At 52.1% G+C, this 24,418-nt stretch carries 22 protein-coding genes; 9 read left to right on the top strand and 13 right to left on the bottom strand.

Features of this window, described 5'->3' with window-relative positions; all coding sequences use genetic code 11:
• Positions 1–601 precede the first annotated feature (601 nt).
• A complete protein-coding gene (gene greA, locus C7382_RS00645; protein ID WP_116678386.1) occupies positions 602–1,072 on the top strand; it encodes a transcription elongation factor GreA in 471 nt (156 codons plus the stop codon).
• 12 nt (positions 1,073–1,084) lie between these two features.
• Entirely contained in the window at positions 1,085–1,474 is a 390-nt protein-coding gene (locus tag C7382_RS00640; RefSeq protein ID WP_116678385.1) for an HIT family protein, read from the top strand.
• A gap of 99 nt (positions 1,475–1,573) precedes the next feature.
• Here the strand turns inward: C7382_RS00640 and folE are convergent, their stop codons facing one another.
• From folE to lon, 6 genes are all read right to left on the bottom strand, one after another.
• A complete protein-coding gene (gene folE / locus C7382_RS00635; protein ID WP_116678384.1) occupies positions 1,574–2,155 on the bottom strand; it encodes a GTP cyclohydrolase I FolE in 582 nt (193 codons plus the stop codon).
• Positions 2,156–2,159: 4 nt separating this feature from the next.
• Positions 2,160–2,666, bottom strand: a complete 507-nt coding sequence (locus tag C7382_RS00630; protein ID WP_116678383.1) for an SPOR domain-containing protein — start codon at positions 2,664–2,666, stop codon at positions 2,160–2,162.
• Positions 2,667–2,727: 61 nt separating this feature from the next.
• On the bottom strand, positions 2,728–3,483 hold the full coding sequence (gene tpiA / locus C7382_RS00625; protein ID WP_116678382.1) for a triose-phosphate isomerase: 756 nt from the start codon (positions 3,481–3,483) through the stop codon (positions 2,728–2,730).
• A gap of 68 nt (positions 3,484–3,551) precedes the next feature.
• A complete protein-coding gene (locus C7382_RS00620) occupies positions 3,552–4,808 on the bottom strand; it encodes a BT_3928 family protein (protein WP_116678381.1) in 1,257 nt (418 codons plus the stop codon).
• Positions 4,805–5,341: a DUF1599 domain-containing protein gene (locus C7382_RS00615; protein ID WP_116678380.1), complete on the bottom strand. Its 537-nt coding sequence runs from the start codon at positions 5,339–5,341 to the stop codon at positions 4,805–4,807. Before C7382_RS00615 ends, C7382_RS00620 begins: the two co-directional genes overlap by 4 nt.
• A gap of 5 nt (positions 5,342–5,346) precedes the next feature.
• On the bottom strand, positions 5,347–7,857 hold the full coding sequence (gene lon, locus C7382_RS00610; RefSeq protein WP_116678453.1) for an endopeptidase La: 2,511 nt from the start codon (positions 7,855–7,857) through the stop codon (positions 5,347–5,349).
• Positions 7,858–8,046: 189 nt separating this feature from the next.
• On the opposite strand from lon, the gene C7382_RS00600 reads away from it, so the two are divergent.
• The 5 genes from C7382_RS00600 to C7382_RS00580 all read left to right on the top strand — a co-directional run bounded on the left by C7382_RS00600 (position 8,047) and on the right by C7382_RS00580 (position 11,870).
• The gene (locus C7382_RS00600) at positions 8,047–8,244 is read left to right on the top strand and encodes a hypothetical protein (protein ID WP_116678378.1); all 198 of its coding nucleotides are present in this window, start codon (positions 8,047–8,049) and stop codon (positions 8,242–8,244) included.
• Between the two features lie 208 nt (positions 8,245–8,452).
• On the top strand, positions 8,453–9,061 hold the full coding sequence (locus tag C7382_RS00595; protein WP_116678377.1) for a C40 family peptidase: 609 nt from the start codon (positions 8,453–8,455) through the stop codon (positions 9,059–9,061).
• Positions 9,062–9,257: 196 nt separating this feature from the next.
• Positions 9,258–10,295: a type IX secretion system protein PorQ gene (gene porQ / locus C7382_RS00590; protein WP_243405608.1), complete on the top strand. Its 1,038-nt coding sequence runs from the start codon at positions 9,258–9,260 to the stop codon at positions 10,293–10,295.
• Between the two features lie 13 nt (positions 10,296–10,308).
• Positions 10,309–11,004, top strand: coding sequence for a (d)CMP kinase (gene cmk, locus C7382_RS00585; RefSeq protein ID WP_116678376.1), 696 nt, complete (start codon positions 10,309–10,311; stop codon positions 11,002–11,004).
• Positions 11,001–11,870, top strand: a complete 870-nt coding sequence (locus C7382_RS00580) for a 4-hydroxy-3-methylbut-2-enyl diphosphate reductase (protein ID WP_116678375.1) — start codon at positions 11,001–11,003, stop codon at positions 11,868–11,870. The genes cmk and C7382_RS00580 overlap by 4 nt, the downstream gene beginning before the upstream one ends.
• On the opposite strand, the gene C7382_RS00575 is transcribed toward C7382_RS00580, so the two are convergent.
• From C7382_RS00575 to C7382_RS00560, 4 genes are all read right to left on the bottom strand, one after another.
• Entirely contained in the window at positions 11,854–12,900 is a 1,047-nt protein-coding gene (locus tag C7382_RS00575; RefSeq protein WP_243405607.1) for an endonuclease/exonuclease/phosphatase family protein, read from the bottom strand. The two genes, C7382_RS00580 and C7382_RS00575, sit on opposite strands and share 17 nt — an antisense overlap.
• A 71-nt stretch (positions 12,901–12,971) precedes the next feature.
• Complete coding sequence (gene ung / locus C7382_RS00570) at positions 12,972–13,640, bottom strand: uracil-DNA glycosylase (RefSeq protein ID WP_116678373.1); 669 nt, start codon at positions 13,638–13,640, stop codon at positions 12,972–12,974.
• Between the two features lie 45 nt (positions 13,641–13,685).
• Complete coding sequence (locus C7382_RS00565) at positions 13,686–15,206, bottom strand: right-handed parallel beta-helix repeat-containing protein (protein ID WP_116678372.1); 1,521 nt, start codon at positions 15,204–15,206, stop codon at positions 13,686–13,688.
• A 47-nt stretch (positions 15,207–15,253) separates the two neighbouring features.
• Entirely contained in the window at positions 15,254–16,858 is a 1,605-nt protein-coding gene (locus C7382_RS00560) for a S41 family peptidase (protein ID WP_116678451.1), read from the bottom strand.
• 289 nt (positions 16,859–17,147) lie between these two features.
• Here C7382_RS00560 and C7382_RS00555 point away from each other — a divergent pair, with 289 nt between their 5' ends.
• Positions 17,148–17,774, top strand: a complete 627-nt coding sequence (locus tag C7382_RS00555; RefSeq protein ID WP_116678371.1) for a hypothetical protein — start codon at positions 17,148–17,150, stop codon at positions 17,772–17,774.
• Between the two features lie 81 nt (positions 17,775–17,855).
• On the opposite strand, the gene coaD is transcribed toward C7382_RS00555, so the two are convergent.
• Positions 17,856–18,314, bottom strand: a complete 459-nt coding sequence (gene coaD / locus C7382_RS00550; protein WP_116678370.1) for a pantetheine-phosphate adenylyltransferase — start codon at positions 18,312–18,314, stop codon at positions 17,856–17,858.
• Positions 18,315–18,348: 34 nt separating this feature from the next.
• On the bottom strand, positions 18,349–20,283 hold the full coding sequence (locus tag C7382_RS00545; RefSeq protein ID WP_116678369.1) for a DNA topoisomerase IV subunit B: 1,935 nt from the start codon (positions 20,281–20,283) through the stop codon (positions 18,349–18,351).
• A 607-nt stretch (positions 20,284–20,890) separates the two neighbouring features.
• On the opposite strand from C7382_RS00545, the gene C7382_RS00540 reads away from it, so the two are divergent.
• Positions 20,891–21,772: a fructose bisphosphate aldolase gene (locus C7382_RS00540; protein ID WP_116678368.1), complete on the top strand. Its 882-nt coding sequence runs from the start codon at positions 20,891–20,893 to the stop codon at positions 21,770–21,772.
• 104 nt (positions 21,773–21,876) lie between these two features.
• Here C7382_RS00540 and C7382_RS00535 read toward each other — a convergent pair whose 3' ends face one another.
• Positions 21,877–24,408: an alpha/beta hydrolase family protein gene (locus C7382_RS00535; RefSeq protein ID WP_116678367.1), complete on the bottom strand. Its 2,532-nt coding sequence runs from the start codon at positions 24,406–24,408 to the stop codon at positions 21,877–21,879.
• Positions 24,409–24,418: the final 10 nt, after the last annotated feature.

Genomic DNA, 24,418 nt, shown 5'->3' with positions numbered 1-24,418 from the left:
TACTACGGTGCCAATCCTGCAAAGGATACGCACTGGCAAAAAACAGGTAGATGTATATGATATCCGGCCCGCGCATACGGTCGAAAAAAACACGCGCCAAAAAGAAATTATTTTGGCGCCATTTTGAAAAAAATTATGCGCCAAATCAAAAAATTTTTGGCGCGATTTTTCGGGATTTTTGGCACCATATTCTGCGAGATTTTGGTCTATATATTCGAGAACGACACACCACCGCTCCCGTCGGTGCGCAGTGAGTAAAAAAACGTAATGCCCCATTGTTCTTGTCTGCCCAACCGAATTACTCATGAAACATAGGCCTTTCCGGAAGAGCTTTTACATCCCTCGGCTCTCTCCCGAACAGACCTTGCGCTACACACCTCCCGTAAGCGACAAAAGACAGGATGAATTGGTAATGAAAAGATTACTATCTTTGCAGAGGACCTCGCAGCGTCCATTGCCGACAACGTAATCAGAGAGTTTCGGAGACATTCCGCATATTGCGACAGGAATGAGCCGAGATTCTTTTTTAGCTTTTGTCGGATGGTTCGTTCTGCAGTCTAACAGAGAAAATTATTAGAAACGTTACATACACGAACGAAAGATGGCTTACAATTATATTACTCAGGAAGGATACGACAAGATCCTCGCTGAACTGAACGAACTCGAAAGCGTGCAGCGTCCCGAGATCTCTCGGCAGATAGCTGAGGCTCGCGACAAAGGCGACTTGTCCGAGAACGCCGAATACGATGCCGCCAAGGAAGCTCAAGGCATCCTGGAAACAAAAATCGCCCAACTCAAAGGGCTGATCGCTAATGCGCGCATCATAGACGAATCGCAAGTGAGCACCGAGTGCGTGCAGATACTGAACAAGGTGACGATCAAGAACATGAAGACGGGGGCCGTGATGACCTATACGCTCGTGTCCGATTCGGAGTCTAATCTGAAAGAAAACAAGATATCCGTCAATACGCCCATCGCGCAAGGCCTGATGGGAAAGAAGGTGGGCGACATCGCTGCGATCAAGGTGCCCAGCGGAGAAGTGGAGTTCGAGATTATTGACATCACCCTATAAAGACGCTGATTCATGACTATTTTCAGCCGCATCATGGCAGGCGAAATACCTTGCCATAAGATCGCGGAGAACGACAAGTTCTTTGCTTTCCTCGACATCAATCCCCTCGCTGCCGGCCACACGCTGGTGGTGCCCCGCAAGGAAGTGGACTACATCTTCGACCTGGACGATGCCGAACTGGGAGAGATGATGGTCTTTGCCAAGCAAGTGGCAGGAGCCATCGGTCGTGCCATCCCCTGCATCAAGGTGGGGATGACGGTGATCGGGCTCGAAGTGCCCCATGCACACATTCACTTGGTGCCGATGCAGTCGGAAGCCGATATGCATTTCGGCCGTACGAAACTGACACCCTCGCAGGAAGAGCTTGCTGCCATAGCGGAAAAAATCCGCGCTGCATTCTGATCCGGACCTCCCTCCGAAACAGAAAAAGCAATGCCCCACAGAGGAAAAGACCTCTGTGGGGCATTGCTTTTATGCACTCGACGGAACGTGTAATCTCGCCTAACGTCTGCGACCGATCAGATTGAGAAACTCCTCACGCGTGGTCGATTCCTCAAAAGCTCCGGTAAAGTCGCTCGTCGTCGTGAGCGAGTTCTGCTTCTCCACACCACGCATCTGCATGCACATATGCTGAGCTTCGATGACGACGATGACGCCCAAGGGGTCGAGCGTCTTCTGGATGCACTCCTTGATCTGTGTCGTCAGTCGCTCCTGTACTTGCAGGCGACGAGCAAAAACATCGACTACACGGGGGAGCTTGCTCAGACCGGTGATATGCCGATTGGGGATATAGCCCACGTGAGCCTTGCCGAAGAAGGGGAGCATATGGTGCTCACACATCGAAAAGAAATCGATGTCCTTCACAATCACCATCTGCTGGTAGTCCTCCTCGAACATAGCCGAGCGAAGGATGGCTTCGGGGTCTTCATTGTATCCTTTGGTGAGGAACTGCATGGCCTTGGCCACACGGAGCGGAGTTTTGAGCAAGCCCTCGCGCTCGGGATTCTCTCCGAGCAACGACAGCACCTCTGAGTAGTGATGCTGAAGCCGGAGGCGCACTTCTTCTTTTTCTATTTCTGTCATGAGGTTAGTTACCTAAGCGTATCTTGTCTCTTACGACGTATATCTCACGTGCATAGGAGGGGAATGATTTCTTGAGTTGTCGCACAGCTTCGTCTGCTTCCTGCCGCGAGGCGAAGTCTCCTACGAGCAATCGCCAGAAAGGTGCGCGATAGGTGAGATAGCACTGTAGCTCGGGATGCATCTGCGCGATCTGTGCTGCACGATGATTAGCGTCCCGCTTCGAAGAGGCTACATTGCCATTATACACCTGCACACGATAGCCCTGCATAACACGGATGCCGCCTTCGGTTTCGATCAACCCCGAGAGACGTCCCGACACCCGCCCCACTGCAGCTTTCACTGCAGCCGGTTGGTAGATGGTGATGACGCCTTCGCCGTTCTGCTCTGTACCCAGAGCTTCGAAGATGCTGACCGGAGCCTTGCTATGTGCCGACGAGGATACCTGTGCTTCCACAAGGGAACCGCAAGCCAATGTCAGGAGCAAGATACTTAGCGTGATAATCGATTTCATTTCTGTTTGATTCCTCTTTTTATTGAAACTTGCCCGTAGGGCCATGCGCACTGGCGCACTTTTAGAATGCTTCGATGATGGGCATGAACTTCTCTACAGAGAGAGATGCTCCTCCGATGAGCCCGCCATCTACATCAGGACGGCTGAAAAGCTCCTTGGCGTTCTCGCCATTGCAGCTACCACCATAGAGGATAGAACAATCCGCAGCGACCTCTTCTCCGTAACGGGCAGCGACGATCTTACGGATGTGTGCGTGCATTTCTTGAGCCTGGTCGGCTGTAGCCGTTCGGCCGGTACCGATAGCCCATACCGGTTCGTAAGCCAATACAATCTTGCCGAAGTCTTCCTTTTTCAGACCGAAGAGGGCTTCTTCTACTTGACGAGCCACCACTTCAAAGTGCGTGCCGGCTTCGCGTTCAGCCAATACTTCCCCAACACAGAAGATCGGTGTGAGTCCGTTGGCAAGAGCCAACTTCACTTTCTCCATTAGGATGGGAGAAGTCTCGTGATAATAGGCACGGCGCTCGCTGTGACCTATGATTACATATCGCGCCCCTGTGCTCGCCACCATAGTGGCTGACACCTCGCCGGTGTAAGCTCCGGACTCCTTATCTGCACAGTTCTCAGCTGCAACGCCAATACGCGTGGTGTCGATCGCAGCTGCTATACTCGCCAAATGAATAAAGGGTGTACCGATGATTACGTCACAATTGACCGTACGTCCCTTCAGAGCCGCATCCAATTCTTTCGCCAAAGCAAGCCCCTCTTGGAGGGTTTTGTTCATTTTCCAATTGCCAGCTACAATGTTTTTTCTCATAACTAACCAAGAATTTAGGGGGATTTGTATGTGTTGATTCTGTCGTTCAGTCCGTCTCTGTAGATTACTTACTCGTCGGTCTTCCGACTATGGGACAAAGAACTGACATAGAACCCTATTTTGCGAGAAACACCAAAGAGGAAAACAGCAGCCCATACGATGAGTATTGAGAGCCTTCCCCAGTAAGTATTACGATATATCTCTCCTTCGAGATAGCGATCGAAGAAGGCTTGTGCCTGCCCTACGTTCGGGAAACCGGCATCGCTCACCTTACCTCGGATCACACCATCCTTGAGGATTATCAACGAAGGGTTGCCACGCGTAACCGTCTTGACCGTAACAGCATCCAAAAAGAGCATCGGATAGTCCGCACCGGTATTGTATCTCCATGCAGAAATTTCGTCCGAAGTGGAGGCGGAAACGCCGTAGAAATTCCATCCGTGAGCGCAGGCATAATCGTACATTTCGCTGATATTGTCCATCTTTTCGTCCCGAGCTTTTTCCCATGTGGGAGAGAGTAACAAGAGAGTCACGCCATCGTCATTGACGATTTGCGAGGTTACGTCCTCGCCATCACGCAACAACAAAAAATCTGTGACGGGCGGTGTGTAGCCTTTCTTGATCAATCGCTCATGACGATCGACATAAGTCCAAGTCTCGTCGGGCAAATTCTCCATGTCGAACTCCTCCTTCTTGCCATTTTTCTCGTAGACAAAAACGTAGTCATACACATCCTCCGGTGCTCCGTCGGGCACCTGCGTAAGCTCACTTAGCGACTTCCCCACTTTGAAAGGCCGAAAATCCAGCATCGGGAGATACACCAGATTGGCAATGGTGAAGACAAAAATGCCACCAATGGCGAGTATAGCAGGAAGCCAACGGCCGTTGGCAGAGAAAAGCATTTGCGGTTTGCGGGCATTTTTCAAGAGGAAAGTAGCCGCTGCGAGCAGGACTACATTTTTGAAAAAGGTCTCCCAATTGCTCACCATGATGGCATCGCCGAAGCAACCACACTCAGCCACCGGATTGAATATAGCCAGATAGAGCGTAAGCGGGGTCATGACACACATGAAAGCAAAGATGAGTCGTACAGCCGTGCGCCTGTAAATGCCCATCAATAAGAGAGCTCCCAAGATAAACTCGCCACAGCACAAAAGGATGCTGAGCGAAAGGGAGAGACTATCTGCCTTAGGCCACGAGAAAGCGGTGAAGTATTCGCCGATCTTAATGGCCCCGCCTTGCGGGTCAATCGCCTTGACAAAGCCAGAGAAGACAAACGTCAGTCCCAGGATAATCCGAGAGAGTTCTGCCAGAAAACGCTTCATATACCCAACTGTATCAGTGCAAAAATAGCATAGTTGATCATATCCATGTAATTGGCATCGACACCTTCGGATATAAATGTCTCACCACCGAGATCCTCGATCTCCTTGGTTCTGAATATTTTCGTCAGGATGAGATCGGCAAAAGACGAGACACGCATCTGTCGCCAAGCCTCTCCGTAGTCGTGATTCTTGTCCAACATCAGCCTCATCGCCTCATGGCTCTTCTCATCGTAGAGTCGCAGCGCTTCGGCAGGGTCCATCTCGGGACGATTCGCCACGCCCAGATCCAGCTGAATGAGGGCGATCACACCATAATTGACGATACCGATAAACTCCGGCTCCACACCTTCGTCCACCCGACTCTGCCCCAACATCTGGATGTTGCGGATGCGATTGGCCTTGATGTAAAGCTGGTCGGTCAGCGACTCGGGGCGCATGATCCGCCACGAAGTGCCGTAGTCGTGGAGCTTCTTGCTGAAGACCTCGCGACAGACGGTGAGCACGTGCTCGAACTGTTCTGCTGTATTCGGCATAGTGTTTAGCTGTCTTTCTCTGCTTTGTCCTCTTCCGCATTCTTGTCGAAAGAAGAAATATCGGCAGTGTCTGTTACTTTCTCGTCGAGCAAGGCCTTTTGCAAGACGTCGTTGATAGTAGAGACGTAGTGGAAGGTAAGCCCTTTGAGATAGATATCGTTGATCTCCTCAATATCCTTGCGGTTCTCTTCGCATAGGATGATCTCCTTAATACCCGAACGTTTCGCCGCAAGGATTTTTTCCTTGATGCCCCCCACGGGCAACACCTTGCCCCTCAGCGTGATCTCGCCCGTCATGGCGATGCTCGCGCGCACCTTACGACGTGTCAGTGCCGACACCAGAGAGGTCACCATTGTGATACCGGCACTCGGGCCATCCTTAGGGATAGCACCCTCGGGCACGTGTATGTGCACTTGCCAATTATTGAATATCTCTTGCGAAATGCCCAGTTCGTCACTGTGTGCACGCACATAGTCCAAGGCAATGACCGCTGACTCCTTCATCACATCCCCGAGGTTACCAGTGAGTGTCAGCTTGGGTTCACGTCCGCGATGCAGGCTCGTCTCGATGAAGAGTATCTCACCTCCCACTGAAGTCCATGCCAGCCCCACGACCACACCGGCATCGCCATTGCCCTGATAGCGGTCGCGCGTATAACGCGGAGCACGCAGGTAGGTGACCAGATCGGACGGCTCCACCTTGGTCGGATGGGTGCCGTTCATCGCAGCTTCTTTCGTTATCTTGCGAATGACGGTTGCGATTTGCTTCTCCAGCGAGCGCACGCCACTCTCTCTCGTATAGTCGTCAATAAGCTTCTCCAAGGTCTTCTTGGTAAACTTAATGTCGTTCTTCTTGAATCCATGCTCTACCAACTGCTTGGGCACCAGGTGACGGGCTGCAATCTCCACCTTCTCTTCTATAATATAGCCACTCACATCGATCAGCTCCATACGGTCCAGGAGAGGACGGGAGATGGTGCTGAGACTATTGGCCGTGGCGATGAAGAGCACATGGCTCAGGTCGTAGTCTATATCCAGATAGTTGTCGTGGAAAGCATTGTTCTGCTCGGGATCGAGCACTTCGAGCAGCGCCGAAGAAGGGTCGCCCTTGTAGTCGCTGTCGATCTTGTCTATCTCGTCGAGGACAAAGACAGGATTGGACGTGCCGGCACGTTGCAGACTCTGGATGATGCGCCCGCACATGGCACCGATGTAGGTGCGTCTGTGTCCGCGGATCTCCGCCTCGTCGTGCAAGCCTCCCAGCGATATGCGCACATACTTACGCCCCAAACTCTCCGCAATGCTCTTGCCGAGAGAGGTCTTACCCACGCCCGGAGGACCATAAAGACAGATGATGGGCGACTTCATATCGCCTTTCATTTTGAGAACGGCCAAGTGCTCAATGATGCGCTCCTTCACCTTCTCTAGGCCGAAGTGGTCTCTGTCCAGCACGGTTTGGGCACGCTTCAGATTGAAGTTGTCCTTGCTGAATACACCCCATGGCAGGCCGATGATCGTCTGCACATACTGCATCTGTACGGAGTAATCGGGCGACTGCGGGTGCAGGCGCTCCAGTTTGCGAAGTTCTTTCTCGAAAGTCTCCGCCACCTCGGGGCTCCACTTCATACCCGCGGCCTTGGCACGCAGCTCCTGTACTTCTATATCGTTAATGTTTCCGCCTAACTCCTCTTGGATGGTCTTGATCTGCTGCTGCAGGAAGTACTCCTTCTGCTGCTTGTCCAGCTCCTCACGCGTCTTCATCTGGATCGAAGCCTTCAGCTCCATCACTTGCAATTCCTTGTGCAGGAGGTAGAGGAGGCGGTAGCCCCTGTCCTTCATGCTGCTGATTTCGAGGAGTTCCTGCTTGACGGCTATGCTCGTAGAGATATTGGCCGAGGCGAAGTTGATCTGGTACATCGGGTTCTTGTTCCGACGCATCGAGAGAATCAGCTCGCGAGGTGGACGCTCTGCCAGCAACTCCATCATCTTGAGGCTCATATCCTGTATGGTGGATACGAGAGCTTCGAACTCATGATCCTTATTCTTGGCCGGCAACACATCCGTAAGGAGCTTCACCCGCCCCTTCATGAAAGGCTCCGTGGCAGTTATCTCCTGTAGGGCAAACCGCTGACGTCCTTGCACGATCGCTGTCGTAGTGCCGTCGGGCATCTCCAAGACTCTGATAATCTCGGCCACGACGCCCACGTCGTACAGGTCGCTCCGTTCGGGTTCCTCCACGTCCATGTCGCGCTGAGAGATGGCACCAAAGTAAACACCTTTCTTCTCTACGTATTTAATGAGTTTGAGGGACTTCTCCCTACCCACCATGATGGGCATGGCTACGCCCGGGAAAAGAATCATGTTGCGGAGTGCCAGAATAGGCATCTCCTCCTGCATGAGATCCTCCTTTACTTTGAAATCTTCGTCGTCTTCACAAACCGACAATACGGGGAAAATGACGGGATAACTATCATCTTCGTCCTCGTCTACCAGTCGTATATTTCCTTTGCTATTCATCATTATCTTTTTAAGCAGCATAAAATACCGAGGTACAAATATACGACATTTATCTCGTTGGCAGGACTAAACAGCAAGAAGCCGACACGCTTGTCCGCCCGCTTGCGAAGCTTCGATGCCAGCCATACACGAGGCTCTGCGATAAGGCACTCTGGCGCGAAAAAAGTGTCGTATGTAGTGCCAAAAAACATGGCGCATAATTATTTTCGAAAAGGCGCCATTTCCGAAAATTTTTCGCGCCAAAACGAAAAAATTTTGGCCCCATTTTTCCGGATTTTTGGCGCGTGTTCCGGTCGTTTTTTGGCACGTAAATCCGACCCGACCACCTCACGCCTCATCAAGAATTGCCCCAGTATTACAGGAAGCGTGCCCTATCTTTCCGGCTAATCCCATCGGTCTCATACATCGGATGACTGTAATATCTCTACTTCCCGACGACGCACCGCGTTTATATATACGCACACGCGATACGAAACAGGCAAAAGATGCAGGAAGAGGATGGAACGGTTTAAAGAAATTTTTCTATCTTTGTCGGGAAGTGATTTGCCGGAAAAGTGACAAATCACGCCTATTAGTTCCTCTAAAACAAGCACTTATGAGAAAAAAGCGCACAGTGAGAGTGACACTCCTTACGCTATTCGCCATCATATTTTCATCCCCTACGCTTCTGAAGGCGCAGAGCCTGTTCAGCACCGAACATGCCATGCAGCTCTACAACAAGGTGCGCCACGGACAAGAAATGTCCGCCCCCTCTCAAAAGGGAACGACCGAAGAAGCCCAAGCACCTATCATAGACAAACTGATCAATCTGGGGCGTACCTTCCTCGGCAAGCCCTACCGCTATCGCGGACCGTCGCCATGGCCGATGGATTGCTCCGGATACGTCTCCTACCTCTACTCCAAGTTTGACATCAAACTGCCGCGCAATGCTGCAGCACAAAGCCAATACACCACACCTATCAAGCGCGACGAAGTGCGTCCGGGCGACCTCCTTTTCTTCAAAGGTCGCAATGCCAAAAGCAGTCGCGTGGGTCACGTAGCACTGGTGATCGCCGTCGATGGCGACGACATCACCATGATGCACAGCAGCAATTCGCGAGGGATCGTCATTGAGAAGCTCAGCCGCAGTGCATACTTCTCACGTCGGTTGGTCAGCTTCGGCCGCGTACCCGACCTCAAGAAGCTCCTGCCTTGGAGCAGTTGATCCGAGAAAGAACACACAATACTCAACAACGAAAAAGAGACTGCCACGCGATCAATGGGTCGGGATGCAGTCTCTTCTTTTTGCCCCATAGACAGAGTCCTATTGAGGCATTGGCGACACGAAGCAACCGTCCGCGCACAGAGAGCATAATCCTCGCCAAACAATAGGACGGCCACCCCATCGTTATATATACAAGGTGGAAAAGAGTATCTTTGCTCATCATCATCACAACCGCGTGTTCATGATTCGCAAGTATTTAGGCATCATACTGGGATTTCTCGCTCTTGCCGTCACTCTCAGTGCACAGCAAGAGAAGCAAGTATTCCGTTTTCTGAATCTCCCTGCCACAGCTCAGGCCATGGCGGCAGGGGGTAAGGCTATCACCATAGTGGATGACGACCCCGGGCTGGCATTTGAGAATCCGGCATTGTTGGGCGATGAGTCCGGCAATCGCGTATTCATCTCCTACCTTTATTATATGGGAGGCTCTCATATGGGCAACGCCGTCTATGCCGCATCCGTCGGTGAGCGCGGCATGTGGGGTGTGGGTGCCCGCTTCCTCAACTATGGCACCATGCAGGGGTACGACCCCAACGCCCAGTCCACAGGCACATTCGGAGCATCGGACATAGCCGTACAGGGCTTCTACAGCCACGAGCTGAGCGACTACTTCCGTGGCGGTGTGAGTTTGAAGGCTCTCTACTCCTCCATCGAGACGTACAATTCGTTCGGAGTGGGGGTCGATGTGGGCATCAGCTACTACGATGACGACAAGGGCTACTCCGCCTCCGCCTTGTTCAAGAACGTAGGGGCACAGCTCAACGGCTATACGGATGAGCGTGAGCCTCTCGCTTGGGACTTCCAGTTGGGCTTTTCTCGCAGCTTTGTCAGTGCTCCTTTTAGGGCACATATCACCCTTTTCAACCTGAATCCGCACTACTTCAAACATCTGGTGCCAACTGATCTGACCAAGGCCCAAAAGTTTCTCAGACATTTCTCTCTGGGGGCAGAGTTCACTCCCTCGGAAAACTTCTGGGTGGGACTGGGTTATACCCCGCAGATCGCACAAGACTTCAAGATCGAAGGCGGCAACAAATGGGGCGGGCTCTCGGCCGGATTCGGATTTACCTCCGGCGCCATGCGCGTTTCCGTTTCTACTGCTTCGTACCATCCGGCTGCACTTTCGTTCATGTGCTCGATAGGCATCCGACTCGGCGGGCATAGCATATTCTAATGATCCCTCTTTCATGACACATCCTATTATTATCGCAATAGACGGCCACAGCTCTTGCGGCAAGAGCACCATGGCCAAGGACCTGGCGCAAGCCATCGGCTATGTTTACGTGGACACCGGTGCCATGTACCGCGCCGTCACGCTCTACAGCATCCGTCGCGGACTGTGGCAGGGCGAGAAGCTTGACACCGAAACACTCCGCAGAGAGATGGAGCAGGTTCGTATTACGTTCCGACTCAACCCCGAGACGAAACTTCCCGAGACCTATCTGAACGGGGAAAACGTAGAGCGCGAAATACGCGGGATGGAAGTGTCGGCCAAAGTAAGCCCCATCGCCACCCTTGACTTCGTGCGCGAAGCGATGGTGCGCGAGCAGCAAGCCATGGGCGAGGCACGAGGAATCGTGATGGACGGACGTGACATAGGCACGACAGTCTTCCCACAGGCGGAAATGAAGGTATTCGTCACCGCACGACCGGAGGTGCGTGCACAACGCCGATTGGACGAATTGCGTTCCAAAGGTGATACGACCACGACTTTCGAAGCAGTCCTGACCAATCTGCAAGAGCGGGATCGGATCGATTCCACTCGTGCCGTCTCTCCTCTAAGACAGGCCGAAGATGCGATCGTCTTGGACAACTCCGAAATAACCATTCCCGAACAAAAGGCTTGGCTCCTGAAGCGATTCGAAGAGATCACCACTGCATGATACCTATTGAGATAGACGAAGGCTCGGGCTTTTGCTTCGGCGTGGTCAATGCCATCAGGCAGGCGGAAGAGCAGTTGGACAATAGTCAGGACAAACTCTACTGCCTGGGCGACATCGTACACAACACGCTGGAGGTGGAAAGGCTCGGCAATCGAGGATTGGAGACAATCGATTACAATACTTTCTTCAAACTCCAAGGCAAGAAAGTGCTACTGCGCGCGCATGGCGAACCTCCTCATATTTACCGAGCAGCGAAAGAAAATAATCTCACTATTGTGGATGCTACCTGTCCCGTGGTGCTGCGCCTGCAGAATCAGATCAAGTCACGATACGAGGGATCACGCCACTTGGATGCTCAGGTGGTAATATACGGCAAGAGAGGACATGCAGAAGTAAACGGATTAGTGGGGCAGACAGATGGGATGGCCATCGTCATCGAAAACGAAGAAGAGCTGGACAAGATAGACTACAGCAAGCCGGTGATTCTCTTTTCCCAGACGACCAAGAGTTTGGATGGCTTTCGTCACATTATCGAATGTATCGCCTCTCGGATGGAACCCGGAGTGACTTTCGACCACCACGACACGATCTGTCGTCAAGTGGCTAACCGCATACCACATATCGAAGCGTTTGCAGCGGCACACGAACTGGTCTTCTTCGTCGCCGGAGAGAAGAGCTCGAACGGAAAGATCTTATTCAAGCACTGCCAAGACGTCAATCCCCGCAGCATCTTTATCTCCTCTCCCGAAGCCATTACTCCCGCCATGCTGAACCCGATGCCTTCCAACATCGGTATCTGCGGCGCTACCTCCACGCCTCGATGGCAGATGGAGACAGTAGCTGCGAGGGTCAAAGATCTACTATAAAGTCGGCGACCACTGGCAGGTGGTCGCTGTGCCCTCCTCTGTAATACACCCCTTGATAAGTGCGATTGGGCACGATACGCGACACGTTGTACGGAGCTTCGCGGACGAGACGAGGCAAAACCACATTTTTGACCGAGCCATCACGATAGCGGACACGCGACTCCGATCGCAAGAAACTACCCGATACGATAATGTGATCGAGCTGCTTCCACTTCCCTTTATATATGGTTGTACCCGGAGGTGTCTGCCGGACAGGGTTGCCGGTTAGGTTATACAGCTGTGACATCGAGGCATTTCCATCTTTGGGCAGGGAGTTCTGCGCACGAAGCGTCTGTATGAGGGGAGCCTCGGACGGGTTGCTATTCAGATCGCCCATGATGAGGATATAGGCGTTCTTCCTCGACTTTAGAATTTCATCACTCTTATCCCGTAGCAGTTGGGCGGCATCGTGTCTGTCAGGATCGCTCTCTCCTACCCCTCCTCTACGCGAGGGGAAGTGCCCGACAAACACATCTAACAGATCACCATTGGCCAAACGTCCTCGTGCATGCAGGATATTACGCGAGCGTTTGTCTTTGCTTTCGCGGAAATGAATGCGAAACTCCTCCTTGTGCACTAACTGAAACTGCTCTGGCAAATAGAGCAATGCGACATCTATCCCTCGGTTATCTGGGCTATTGGTCATTACATATTGGTAGCCTTGACGGCCAAGATGCGTGCGACGGATCAGATTGGTCATCACAGTATCGTTCTCAATCTCGGCCAATGCGACTAATGCCGGCCAATTGTCTTGCCCCACTTCGCTGATAACCGATGCGATCTGGCGGAGCTTGCGGTTGTATCGCCCCTCCGTCCACTCCATTTTCCCATCGGGAAGAAAGTCGTTATCATCCTTCTCTTTGTCATCGTACGTATCGAAGAGGTTCTCCACATTGTATGTCATCACCCTAAACGAAACAGGCTTAGCCGCCGGAGCCATGCTCCCCGCTACGGCAGCAATACCAAGGGTTGGGATGAGTGCTTTCATCATTTTTTTCATCTTGCAAGAATAAACAAGGAACGATTCAGTCAGGATTGTTTCGAGAAAATAGTGAGGTCTCTCTACCAGCAGATAGGCGTGAGGCCATGCTGTGTGAGATATGCATTGGCACGACTGAAATGCTTGCACCCGAAGAAACCACGATGGGCCGATAATGGGGATGGATGTGGCGCTTCGAGGATGAGATGTCGCCGTGGATCGATCATCGCTGCCTTACGTCGTGCATAGCTGCCCCATAGGAGAAAAACGAGATGTTCGCGCCGACGAGCCAGTGCTTCTACCGCTGCATCTGTAAAGGTCTCCCACCCTTTGCCTTGGTGACTGCCCGCTTGTCCGGCACGAACCGTGAGGGTTGCATTCAGCAATAGCACCCCTTGTTCTGCCCACGAGCTGAGATTGCCGCCTTGGATGTGCGCATTCTGACCTGTATCAATGCGGATCTCTTCACAAATGTTGCGCAAACTGGGTGGCACTGCGACGCCCTGCGGCACAGAGAAGGCCAATCCTTCGGCCTGTCCGAGCTCATGATAGGGATCTTGTCCGAGGATAACGACCTTGACGCGGTCGAAAGGACAATCATCAAAGGCCCTAAAGACCAATTTGGCAGGCGGGTAAATCGTTCCGCTTCGGTATTCGCCACGTACAAACTCAGTCAGCATCTCAAAATACAGCTTAGAAAACTCCTCTTTAAGGACTGCTTTCCAACCTTCTTCCATTCGGACTTCTCTCATATCCTTATTATATACGTATGGGTAAGGGGATGATTTTTCTCATCTTCAGGGGCGAGGTTTCACTTCATAGGCTCCCACCGTTGCCGTCCGACGGGGCGTCCCTGTGAGATCGGTGGGGTACGCTGACATAACTGTCGGATCGGCCAAACCCACAAACGGAGCCTTCGGCAAGGGATGATAGTCGTATCGGAAATTATATTTCTTCTTCTCCAAATCATAGCCCACGCAGTAGTACGTACTATCAACGAGGTTCTCCTTGTCAGCTTCCATCACGCTAATTCCTCCGGAAAGGATGCTTGAACGAGCACGCATATAGCTATTGCGCATCGTCATGCGACTAAGAACGGCAGCCTCGTTCCCATCCGTCGAACCATCCGACAGGGCTATTTCTCCTCCGGACTCCTTGTCTCCAATTTTGACTACAGAGCGACTTCCATCAATAATACTATTGGATAAAACCAATCGACTGCCCGAAGAAGGGATATATGCACCGCCGGCAACCTCAGGAGCAAAGGCAGAAACATAGCGCAAGGCTTCGCCTTGACGCGTGTCCCATCGGTAGAAATTGCAGATCGTGCTCTGAATCAGTTCGCAAACACTCCCGAAAAGCGCCAACGTATAGCCGGAAGTATTGCTAATCTCCGAGTTTTCTATCCGAATCAATCCGCCGGATGCAGCCACGCCCGTCCCTTTTATGTTGGTCACCATGCATCCCTGCATCAGCAACTTGGGCGTACTGACGTCTGTTCCTCCCTCCGCGATGATGCCCCAGCGGCCATTTCGTATTGTTGTATAGCGAAGTTCGTTGCCTTTGCTCTCCTCGGAAATGCTTATTCCGCCCCATTGTCCGGGCACCAAGGTGTATGGCACATCTTGCAATAAGAGGTCGTGACGCAAATTCTCAATCATAATGCGCTGAGCGGGTGTTCCTTCGGCGATCAGTCTGCCACGTACCATGATGTGGGCGTTGTTTGCCATCAAAATGCGACTGCCGGCAGGCAACGTAAGCGTTGCTCCCGATCTGACCACGATACTGTCCCGCAACAAAGTAGGTCTTGTGGCACCGAATGTCGTATCCCGTTCGATAATGAGACTGCCGACCTCATCAACATTCTGTCTGAAACCCTGCAAAAGGACAAAGTCCGTGCGACCGTTGATGAGGAAACGGAGCGAATCCTTCACTTCGACGGGGTCGTCACTCTCACCTTCGGGGAAGGTTGCTTCGATAAAGATGAACATACTGTCTTTCGGCAGGATCGTCAAATCTGAAAACTTGGTCCCCACATGACCATCTACATTCACACGATAGCCACGAGTCTTACCTCCGACTAGCTCAACTTCGCTCAAACGAAGGGAGCGATTGAGCCGATTGTACACCATAAGCACCTGTGTGGAGGAACTGACACGACTGAAAAGGGTGTCGAACTTAACCGTATCGACAGAATATTCGGCACGATCATTGGGCGAATCGGCATATTTATCGAAATCATCCGAGCAACTACCACTCGCCAAGACGAACCCTATTGCAGCCAAAACGACGAGAAAAAGTCTACTTATCTCTTTCATATTATAAAAACGTATCAGTACGAATAAATGATATTTGCACCACCTCTTTATTCCAAACCAAGCAAGCGTCTGTACTCATCAGGGTCATCCAGCAGACTGAGCGCACGCAAGTATTCCTTGTCCATACGGTTGAAGAAGTAGAAGAAATCGTCCTCTCCCAGCACATCGCGTGCAATATAAGCATGGAGCTGACGTTCGATAAGATCTCGAGCGTCAGCAAAGAGTTGATCGTCCCATACTATTTTCTCTGCTTCCGCCAGCGGCTTGAGCATTTCGGTTAGCTCCGACGGCACGCGGAATGAGGCGTAGGACTGTCTGTCGGGATAGCGTTCTTTGAGTTGCTTACGGTTTGCATCCACATATTTGTGCACAGCACGATTGAAAACACCTCTGTTCAACATCTCGCGGTGTAGCCTGTTGAACAAAGCCGAATCCGTCGGGACGAACAGATCTGGCATGACCCCGCCACCGCCATAAACCGTACGATGGGTAACGAGTGTCTTGTAGCGGAGTGAATCGGGGAAGCGGATACTATCGCTGTGGATGGACTCACCACGTTTGAAGCGATCAAGGATTTCCTCCTCATATGCTTTGAAGTTGCCTTTGGCATAAGGCTTCTGGATGCTACGTCCCGAGGGAGTATAGTAGCGTGCCACAGTCAGCCGTATCATAGAACCGTCCTGCAACGGTAGCGGACGCTGCACGAGTCCTTTGCCGAAGGTGCGCCGACCGATCACCACACCCCTATCCCAATCCTGAATAGCTCCCACCAATATCTCACTGGCCGAAGCCGAAAATTCGTTCACCAATATGACCAATGGCATATCCTTGGGCAGCAGATTATCGCTCGGTGCATCCATACGATCGCTCATCTGAGGCGAACGATTGTTCCGCACCGTCAGCACCGTGCTGCCTTTCGGCAGGAAAGTCCCCGCCATCTGGACTGCTTGATCCAGAATGCCTCCGCCATTGAAGCGCAGATCCAGCACCAATCGCTGCATACCGGCAGCCCGCAGATGAGCGATACCTTCTGCAAATTCGTCATAGGTCGTGCGGGCAAATCGACTCAGACGGATATACCCCGTACGATCATCGACCATATAGCAAGCCTCACGACTATGCACCGGTATGAGGCCTCGCTGCACCGTAAAGTTCAGGCTGTCGCTTCCGCGGCGCACGCCCAGCCTCACCTTGCTGTCACGTGGCCCGCGCAGACGCTTCATGACGTCGTTGGTTCTCATTTTTACCCCTGCAATGATCGTATCGTTCACCGATATGATGCGGTCACCTGCCAGCAGTCCGGCTTTCTCGGACGGGCCACCCGCGATCACCTGCACCACATAGACCGTATCCGTGAGCATATTGAATTGGACACCAATCCCGTCAAATCCCGCATTGAGCGGCTCCAATTCGCTCTTGGTCTCCTTGGCATCGGTGTAAAGCGAATGAGGATCCAGCTCATTCAAGATACCCCGAATGGCATATTCGGCCAGCTTGTCATTATTGACGCTGTCCACGTAAAGCGAGCTGATGGCATAGGCAGCCATCTCCATCTTACTGAGCGATTGCTGCAGCTCTCGGCTCAACTTCTGCGCTGAAGCGGCCGCCGTTGTCATCAGTAAGAGTATGATTAGTTTGATTGCTTTGTTCATGTTCGATATTGTATTCTTGTCGTCTTCCAAGAGCAAACGCCTTGGCTTCCTACATTCAAAGATAGTATTCCTTATTCATAAACGGGGAAAATGGATATTCAGTGCCCTCATCGACCGGTTGGAATCCTCACGAGAAACAGAATAGATAAGAAAGCAAAAAAATCGACAAAAACCATGCATTCATTCATTGATTAGCTCCATATATTCAGTCTTTCATTTTATTTTTGTATTGGTTATGCCGTTTCGAGCACGCAATCGACAGATATTTAATTTATAAAGACAAGAAAATATGAAGCAAACTCTACTCATTATCGCAGCATTATTGTGCATGACAGGTAGTCATGTGAGCGCTCAAGACATTGGCAAACCCTGGTCTATGCAGATCGGAGCAGGCTATTCCGAGACGGACAATGTGCCGGGCAGTTTCACCTACGGGTTCTATCTGGGACATCGCATAGGTAGCATTCTGGAAGTGGGCATCTCTATGTACAATGCCACTCGCCAGAGCTCTCGCGACACATACTCCTACGCCTCCAACGAAAACGAGGGAACGCTCAATGTAACCGTGACACCCGACAACAACGAGACCTGGACATTCTTCGACTCAGGCAGTGCCAATTGTTATATGGCAGTGGTAGGATTCTCTCCAATGCGTATGCTTTTTCACAACAGCGATCACGATCTGGTGATAGCGGCACAGGTAGGTTTGTCCAATAAGCACAACATCCGCTTCGCCTATCTCAACCAAGAATCGAACGTCAATATCTACACCAATTCGATGACTCGACTCGGCTATGGAGCGCGCGTCGCCTACCAATATTATCTAAGCAAGACCATCGGAGCCGGAGCCACTGCCATCTATGACAATGGCAACAAGATGCTAACGGCTATGGCTACGCTCACTGCCCGTTTCTAAGTTGCGCATCGCGTAGCATCGTCAACCGACAAAAAAGGCCGCCCGACGTCTGTCGGGCGGCCTTTTTTGTCTCAGGTTCTACTATAATATGAAGCCTTCCGGCAGGAAAGGAGAGGGGTCTCCTCCGAAGGTAATCAGCTCACGCACCACGCTCGAACTGATGAAAGAATGGCGAGCATCGGTGCAGAGCAGGACGGTGTCCACGCCGGAGAGCTGACGATTGAGGTCGGACAGCATATGCTCATAGTCGAAGTCTGTGCCCGATCGTATGCCGCGCACGAGGACGGTAGCGCCCGTTTCGCGCACAAGATCCACCGTCAGTCCGCGATAAGTCACCACCTGCACAGCAGTGTTGGCAGCATAGTAGCGGGCTATTTGCTCGCGGCGTTGGTCGGCAGAGTAGAGGGTACGCTTCTGTTCGTTGACCCCGATGGCAATAATCACCTCATCGAAAAGCGCCAGCGAACGCTCAACGACATCGGCATGGCCTCGTGTAAACGGATCGAACGAACCGGCAAAGAGAGCAATGGTCTTTTTCATAATGCTATGGAATAAGGTTGGTTATGAACCGCAATCAGACGGCCCCTTCGTCCACAACCAAGTTGTCAATGATGAACTCCTGACGCTCAGCCGTATTCTTACCCATGTAGAACGAGAGGAGTTCCTTGATCTTATCCTCACGCTTGAGGCTCACCGGCTCGAGGCGAATGTGCTCCTCATCAATCAAATCCTTGAACTGCTCAGGCGAAATCTCTCCCAAACCCTTGAAGCGGGTCACATCGGCACGTTTGCCCAGCTGCTTGAGAGCTGCCTGCTTCTCGGCCTCGTTGTAGCAGTATATGTCGGTCACAGGTTTGGGTTCGTCCGTCTCCGCCTTCTTGCGTCCGCGCTTGGGGGCGGCTCCGAAGGTCTGCTTCTTGGCTTCGGGTGGCAGGAATACGCGGAAGAGCGGCGTCTCCAGCACATAAACGTGTCCCTTGCGCACAAGATCGGGGAAGAACTGTAGGAAGAACGTAAGGATGAGCAAACGGATGTGCATCCCGTCGTCATCGGCATCAGTGGCGATGATGACGCGGTTGTAACGCAGGCCTTCCAGCCCGTCTTCTATGTTGAGAGCCGCCTGGAGGAGGTTGAACTCTTCGTTCTCGTACACGACCTTTTTGGTGAGACCGAAGCAGTTGAGCGGCTTACCACGCAGGCTGAAGACCGCCTGATAGTTCGCATCGCGACAAGTGGTGATGGAACCGCTGGCCGAATTACCCTCGGTGATGAAGATACTGGTACGCTCCGGTTCCTTGGCCTTAGGGTCGTTGAGGTGAATGGTACAGTCGCGCAGCTTTTTGTTGTGGAGGTTCGACTTCTTGGCACGCTCGCGAGCCAGCTTGGTCACTCCGCTCATGGCCTTGCGCTCGCGCTCGCTCTGCTGTATCTTGCGCAGCATCTCCTCCGCCGTCTCCGTATGGATGTGGAGGTAGTCGTCCAATTCTTTCTTGAGAAAGTCGCCCACAAATTTCTGAATAGACGGACCGTCAGGCCCCATGTCGCGGCTGCCCAACTTGGTCTTGGTCTGACTCTCGAAGACAGGTTCTTCCACCTTGATGCTGATGGCTGCCGCCATGCCACTGCGGATGTCGCTGTACTCGAAATTCTTGGAGTAGAACTCCTTGATCGTGCGTGCCACCGCCTCACGAAAAGCACTCAGGTGCGTCCCACCCTGAGTTGTGTTCTGCCCGTTGACGAAGCTGTAGAACTCATCGCCATACTGCTGCGTATGGGTCACCACGACCTCGATGTCAGTATCGCTCAGGTGAATGATGGGATAGAGAGCGTCACCCGTCATGTTCTCGGCAAGCAGATCCTCCAAACCCTTGCGGCTGACGAACTTCTTACCGTTGTATAGGAAGGTGAGCCCTGTATTGAGGAAAGTGTAATTCTTGATCATCGAGAGCACAAACTCCTCGGCATACCGATAGTTGCGGAAAAGTGTCTCATCCGGCGTGAAGCGCACCTCTGTACCCGACAGCTCGGTCGATGGCTCGGGATCGGTCTCCTCCAAGAGTGCGGCACGGCTGTAGCGCACGCGCTTCGTCAGGCCGTCGCGCCACACCGTGACCACGAAGTCTGTAGAGAGGGCATTCACGGCCTTGATGCCGACGCCGTTCAGCCCCACCGATTTTTTGAAGGCTTTCGAGTCGATTTTCCCTCCCGTATTCATCTTGCAGGTAGCGTCCACCAGCTTGCCGAGCGGGATGCCGCGGCCGTAGTCGCGCACGGTGACCGTGCCGTCTGCTATCGTAATGTCGATATGCTTGCCGGCACCCATGACGAATTCGTCCACCGAATTGTCCAGCACCTCTTTCAACAGTACGTAAATGCCATCGTCGGCATGCGTGCCGTCGCCCAGCTTACCGATGTACATACCCGGGCGACGGCGAATATGCTCGTCCCACTCCAGGGTTTTGATGTCGCTCTCGATATACTCCGTTTGCAGTTGTAGCTCTTGCTCCATGGTGTTCTGAATGAGGCATAAAAGTACAACATTTGTTCCAATTCACCGGCTTCGTCCCATCATCCTCGGGCGCGCCGCAACACTTCGCGACCGCCCCGATGGCACACTTCTGATTACGCCCGTAAAAAAAATGAGACATCGCGTCAAAAAACGTGGCGCATATTCTTTCGGGAAACGGCGCGATTTTGAAATTTTTTTGGCGCCAAATCAAAAATAATTTGGTGCCATTTTTCGCAGAATTAGGCGCAAGTTTTCGCTGTTTTCTGGCGCCATTATTATATAGGCCTATCTTGGCGTTGCCAGCAATAAAGAAATACACGACATGGTCATCAAGCAGACCTTCAGCGGCATGTCCGATTCTAATTAAAAGGGGCGCTATCGGATAGACAGTAGGACTCCATCGGACATCAAGCAAGAGACCGACCCGGCTTTCAGTCTACGGCTTCGGAAGACAGACCTCGCGGCGAGCGCCCCCGAAGCCGTTTTCTTTCATTTCGGATGGATTATTCTCTTTGGGAGGATGCCTCTCACAAATAATCTATACCTTTGGGCTGAATGCAGAAGAACTCTGAGAATAACTCTCTTATCATATTCAAATACACAAGCTATGAACAAAGAACAAATGCAACAGATGCGTCAGGCTCCGGGCTTCATCGGAGCACTGGACCAGAGTGGTGGCTCTACGCCCAAAGCACTGAAAGCATACGGCATCGAGCCGGATGCATACGCATCGGAAGAAGAGATGTTTGACCTCATCCACCAAATGCGCACCCGTATGATCACCTCTCCGGCTTTCGCCACAGGTAAGATCATCGGTGTTATCCTCTTCGAGCGTACCATGCGTGGCCAGATCGAAGGAATGCACACGGCGGACTACCTCTGGGAGAAAAGACACATCGTTCCCTTCCTCAAAGTGGACAAGGGGTTGGAAGAAGAGGCTAACGGCGTACAGCTGATGAAGCCTTTCCCCGGTCTGGGTAAGCTCTGCGACGAAGCCGTAAACTTCCATGTATTCGGCACGAAGATGCGCAGCGTGATCAAGCAGGCCAATGAACAAGGTATTCGCGACATCGTGGAACAACAATTCCAATGGGGTAAGGAGATTCTTGCCCACGGCTTGATGCCGATCCTCGAACCCGAGGTGGATATTCACTGCCCCGACAAGGCCAAAGCTGAAGAGATCCTCAAACGCGAACTGCTCGCACAGCTTGACAAAATGACTGAGCCGGTAATGCTCAAAATCACGATTCCGACAGTAGAAAACTACTACAAGGAGGTTATCGAGCATCCTATGATGTTGCGCGTCGTGGCTCTCTCCGGTGGTTACTCACGTGAGCATGCCAACGATTTGCTCAGCCGCAACCATGGAATCATCGCATCCTTCTCTCGTGCACTCGTAGAAGGACTCTCTGCTCAGCAAAGCGATGCTGACTTCAACGCCATGCTTGAAGCTTCGATCAACGGCGTTTACAAGGCTTCAATCACCTAAACAAACACCCTGCTCGTCGCGGCGAGCATCAATAGAAACAGGGGCTGTGCCAAGGATTTTCCTTAAGCACAGCCCCTGCTGTTTTTAGGCGTGTAGAACGACCGCTACAGATTAGTCGGCGGATAAAGTTCGTTCCACCATGTCGGGTCGTCTTGCAGCCAACGCGCAAACCAAGCAAAGATCGAATTGGTCCAGCGGATACGACGTTCCGGTTCGAGGATGAAGTGATCCTGTTCGGTAAATTCGATGAATTCAACTTCGCGTCCCAGTATCTTGAGCGCATTGTAGAGGTTCACGCTCTCTGCTTTCGGCACGTTCGTGTCCACCGATCCGTGCAGTAGGAGCAACGGCGTGTGGATCTTATCGGCACGGAAGAGCGGACTGTGGTTGGCGTACAGCTCAGGATTATTCCACGGATAGCTCCCTGCGCTTGCCACGGTACTGTATCCCATACCCCAATATCCGCTACCCCAATAGTTGCTGATGGAGCTGATGCCGGCATGGCTGACCGCAGCGGCGAAAATATCCGTCTTAGTTTGCAGGTACTGTGTCATGAATCCGCCATAGCTGGCACCGAAACATCCGATCTTTTTGCCATCGACGAAGTTGTGCTGACGCACAAATTCCTTCGTCGCACCGATGATCTCGTCTGCAGTTCGGTCGCCCCATGCATTCACGTGACGGGCGGCATATTCCTGTCCATAGCCTGTACTACCGCTCGGATTGAGCGTATAAACGACATAGCCTTGCGCTGCATACATCGCCAACGAGTAATGTCCCTCCAATGTACGGCTCGTCGGACTGGTTCCGCCGTAGTAATATACGAGCATAGGATACTTCTTCATAGGATCGAACTGCGGCGGCAGGTAATACCAACCTTCCACAACAGTGCCGTCCGGAGCCGTGTAATTCCAGTCTCGGGCAGGCGTAAAGTCTACATTAGCCAGCTTTTCGGCAGAGAGATCCCAGACAAGTTGTCCGCGGTTGCCGTCGAGACGATAAAGGCGGTCGGCGTTGTTGGCACTTTGTCCGGCATACCAGAGCGCGCCGTTGTCCGCAGCGACTGCAAACCAACGCACCACATCTTCGCCCGTCTGTATCTCTCTGATCTCCTGCGAAGACAGGTTGAGACGATAGAGCGCTTTGCGAGCACCTTTCTCTGCAATGAAGTAATAGTAACCGTTTTTGTTGTCGAAACGACCAGACTGAACACTGGGATCGAAGTTCTTCGTAAGCGGAGTCACTTTCCGCGTCGCTATGTCAAAGAGGAAAAACTGCTTGTCATAGCCATTAACTGTCATACCGGTAGGCAGATTGACACCCGCACCGCCGAAAGCATCGGCAGCAGCCGTGACGACAAGACGCTTACCGTCGGGAGTGTATTGCAGTTGGTCGATGGAGGGATCACGCACCACAAGCGTATCGATCTTGCCTGTCTCCAGATGATATTCTGTCACTGTCACGAATCGATAAGGACTCTTCGTCCAATCTGTAGACAGTGTTCCCAACAAAACACGCTTGCTGTCCGGTGCGATGTCGTATATATATGTATTGGAATAACCGAAGGTGAGCGGACTGTACACACCGTTTTCGGCATTAAGAAGGAAGAGTTGTGCTCGATTGCGCCAGCCGTTCTGACGGTCATCGGGATCTATATTACGCACAAAAAGCGCGTCCTTACCTGGTCCTTTCTCCTCTTTCATGAAGATAAAGTACTTTCCGTCCGGCGACATTCTGAAGGAAGTCTCAGGCATATCAGCGATGAGCGTTCGTTCGCTTTGGCCCATCGGATCGAAAGCGATCAGACGTTTTACATTTCCTTCTTTGCGAATAGCCATCAGCAAATCTTCATGTGGCATCCAGCCGATGACGTCACGGTCGTTTATATCTGTGAGGACACGGCCTTTGGCATCACGCAGTTGAGAGTACGTCACCGCAGCTTTATTGTCACGTCCTACACGATACGATGTGACAACGTACTTCCCCGAAGGAGACAAACTGCCGCCACCTATGAATGTACCGTTCATCATATAATCCAGCGTCAGGCGTCGCTTTCCCGTATAATTCGGGTAGAGCACCGTTGAATCACGGGCCGTCTTTGGTTTGAGTACGAGACGTACATCCGTCAAAGTGCTGTCTCCTTCGAGCAATAAACTCTTGAGAACAAACTCATGTGTACCCGGCACAAGCGTAAGCGGTGCCGTGAATCGCACCGTACTGTCGCCCTTGGCGTTAGTACCCTCGCTTATTCCGATTTGTTTGTTGTCCTGCCAAAGCGACATTCGTCCCTGACCATACACTTCGATATCGCCTTTGGCAAAACGCTCTGCCGTGAGGGAAAATGTGTAAACTGTCATCTCCGAAGTCGAAGCTTTGCTCGTGCTGCTCCGTTGACCGACAAAGCGTCCCTCCTTATCTGCCGTGATCTCGCGCAGCGACTTGCCCGTCACGTCATAAGACTGACGCAGTAGATCGGACGGATTATACTTCGCTCCGTTCATTCCCACGGTATCCGTGAGGATGGCAGCGCGCACAGGCCAGGGGCCTCCCACCTTAGCTCGCTGCAACGTTTGCCCCTGCACTGCACACGTAGCCGCAGCAGCCAGAACCCAAACCAGTAAAAGTTGTTTTTTCATCAGAAATCTT

This window comes from Porphyromonas loveana (assembly GCF_003096695.1).
Taxonomy (GTDB): domain Bacteria; phylum Bacteroidota; class Bacteroidia; order Bacteroidales; family Porphyromonadaceae; genus Porphyromonas; species Porphyromonas loveana.
Note: the sequence above shows the minus strand (reverse complement) of the source record. Positions and strands in the feature narration are given on the sequence as shown.

What these genes read in the sequence shown, in the direction of transcription:
- C7382_RS00545 (WP_116678369.1), bottom strand. Translation starts at nt 20,283, where the DNA reads ATGGAGCAAGAGCTACAACTGCAAACGGAGTATATCGAGAGCGACATC.
- C7382_RS00580 (WP_116678375.1), top strand. Translation starts at nt 11,001, where the DNA reads ATGATACCTATTGAGATAGACGAAGGCTCGGGCTTTTGCTTCGGCGTG.
- coaD (WP_116678370.1), bottom strand. Translation starts at nt 18,314, where the DNA reads ATGAAAAAGACCATTGCTCTCTTTGCCGGTTCGTTCGATCCGTTTACA.
- lon (WP_116678453.1), bottom strand. Translation starts at nt 7,857, where the DNA reads ATGAATAGCAAAGGAAATATACGACTGGTAGACGAGGACGAAGATGAT.
- C7382_RS00535 (WP_116678367.1), bottom strand. Translation starts at nt 24,408, where the DNA reads ATGAAAAAACAACTTTTACTGGTTTGGGTTCTGGCTGCTGCGGCTACG.
- C7382_RS00630 (WP_116678383.1), bottom strand. Translation starts at nt 2,666, where the DNA reads ATGAAATCGATTATCACGCTAAGTATCTTGCTCCTGACATTGGCTTGC.
- C7382_RS00555 (WP_116678371.1), top strand. Translation starts at nt 17,148, where the DNA reads ATGAAGCAAACTCTACTCATTATCGCAGCATTATTGTGCATGACAGGT.
- C7382_RS00565 (WP_116678372.1), bottom strand. Translation starts at nt 15,206, where the DNA reads ATGAAAGAGATAAGTAGACTTTTTCTCGTCGTTTTGGCTGCAATAGGG.
- C7382_RS00600 (WP_116678378.1), top strand. Translation starts at nt 8,047, where the DNA reads ATGGCGCATAATTATTTTCGAAAAGGCGCCATTTCCGAAAATTTTTCG.
- C7382_RS00560 (WP_116678451.1), bottom strand. Translation starts at nt 16,858, where the DNA reads ATGAACAAAGCAATCAAACTAATCATACTCTTACTGATGACAACGGCG.
- ung (WP_116678373.1), bottom strand. Translation starts at nt 13,640, where the DNA reads ATGAGAGAAGTCCGAATGGAAGAAGGTTGGAAAGCAGTCCTTAAAGAG.
- cmk (WP_116678376.1), top strand. Translation starts at nt 10,309, where the DNA reads ATGACACATCCTATTATTATCGCAATAGACGGCCACAGCTCTTGCGGC.
- C7382_RS00615 (WP_116678380.1), bottom strand. Translation starts at nt 5,341, where the DNA reads ATGCCGAATACAGCAGAACAGTTCGAGCACGTGCTCACCGTCTGTCGC.
- tpiA (WP_116678382.1), bottom strand. Translation starts at nt 3,483, where the DNA reads ATGAGAAAAAACATTGTAGCTGGCAATTGGAAAATGAACAAAACCCTC.
- greA (WP_116678386.1), top strand. Translation starts at nt 602, where the DNA reads ATGGCTTACAATTATATTACTCAGGAAGGATACGACAAGATCCTCGCT.
- C7382_RS00540 (WP_116678368.1), top strand. Translation starts at nt 20,891, where the DNA reads ATGAACAAAGAACAAATGCAACAGATGCGTCAGGCTCCGGGCTTCATC.
- folE (WP_116678384.1), bottom strand. Translation starts at nt 2,155, where the DNA reads ATGACAGAAATAGAAAAAGAAGAAGTGCGCCTCCGGCTTCAGCATCAC.
- C7382_RS00575 (WP_243405607.1), bottom strand. Translation starts at nt 12,900, where the DNA reads ATGATGAAAGCACTCATCCCAACCCTTGGTATTGCTGCCGTAGCGGGG.
- C7382_RS00620 (WP_116678381.1), bottom strand. Translation starts at nt 4,808, where the DNA reads ATGAAGCGTTTTCTGGCAGAACTCTCTCGGATTATCCTGGGACTGACG.
- C7382_RS00640 (WP_116678385.1), top strand. Translation starts at nt 1,085, where the DNA reads ATGACTATTTTCAGCCGCATCATGGCAGGCGAAATACCTTGCCATAAG.
- C7382_RS00595 (WP_116678377.1), top strand. Translation starts at nt 8,453, where the DNA reads ATGAGAAAAAAGCGCACAGTGAGAGTGACACTCCTTACGCTATTCGCC.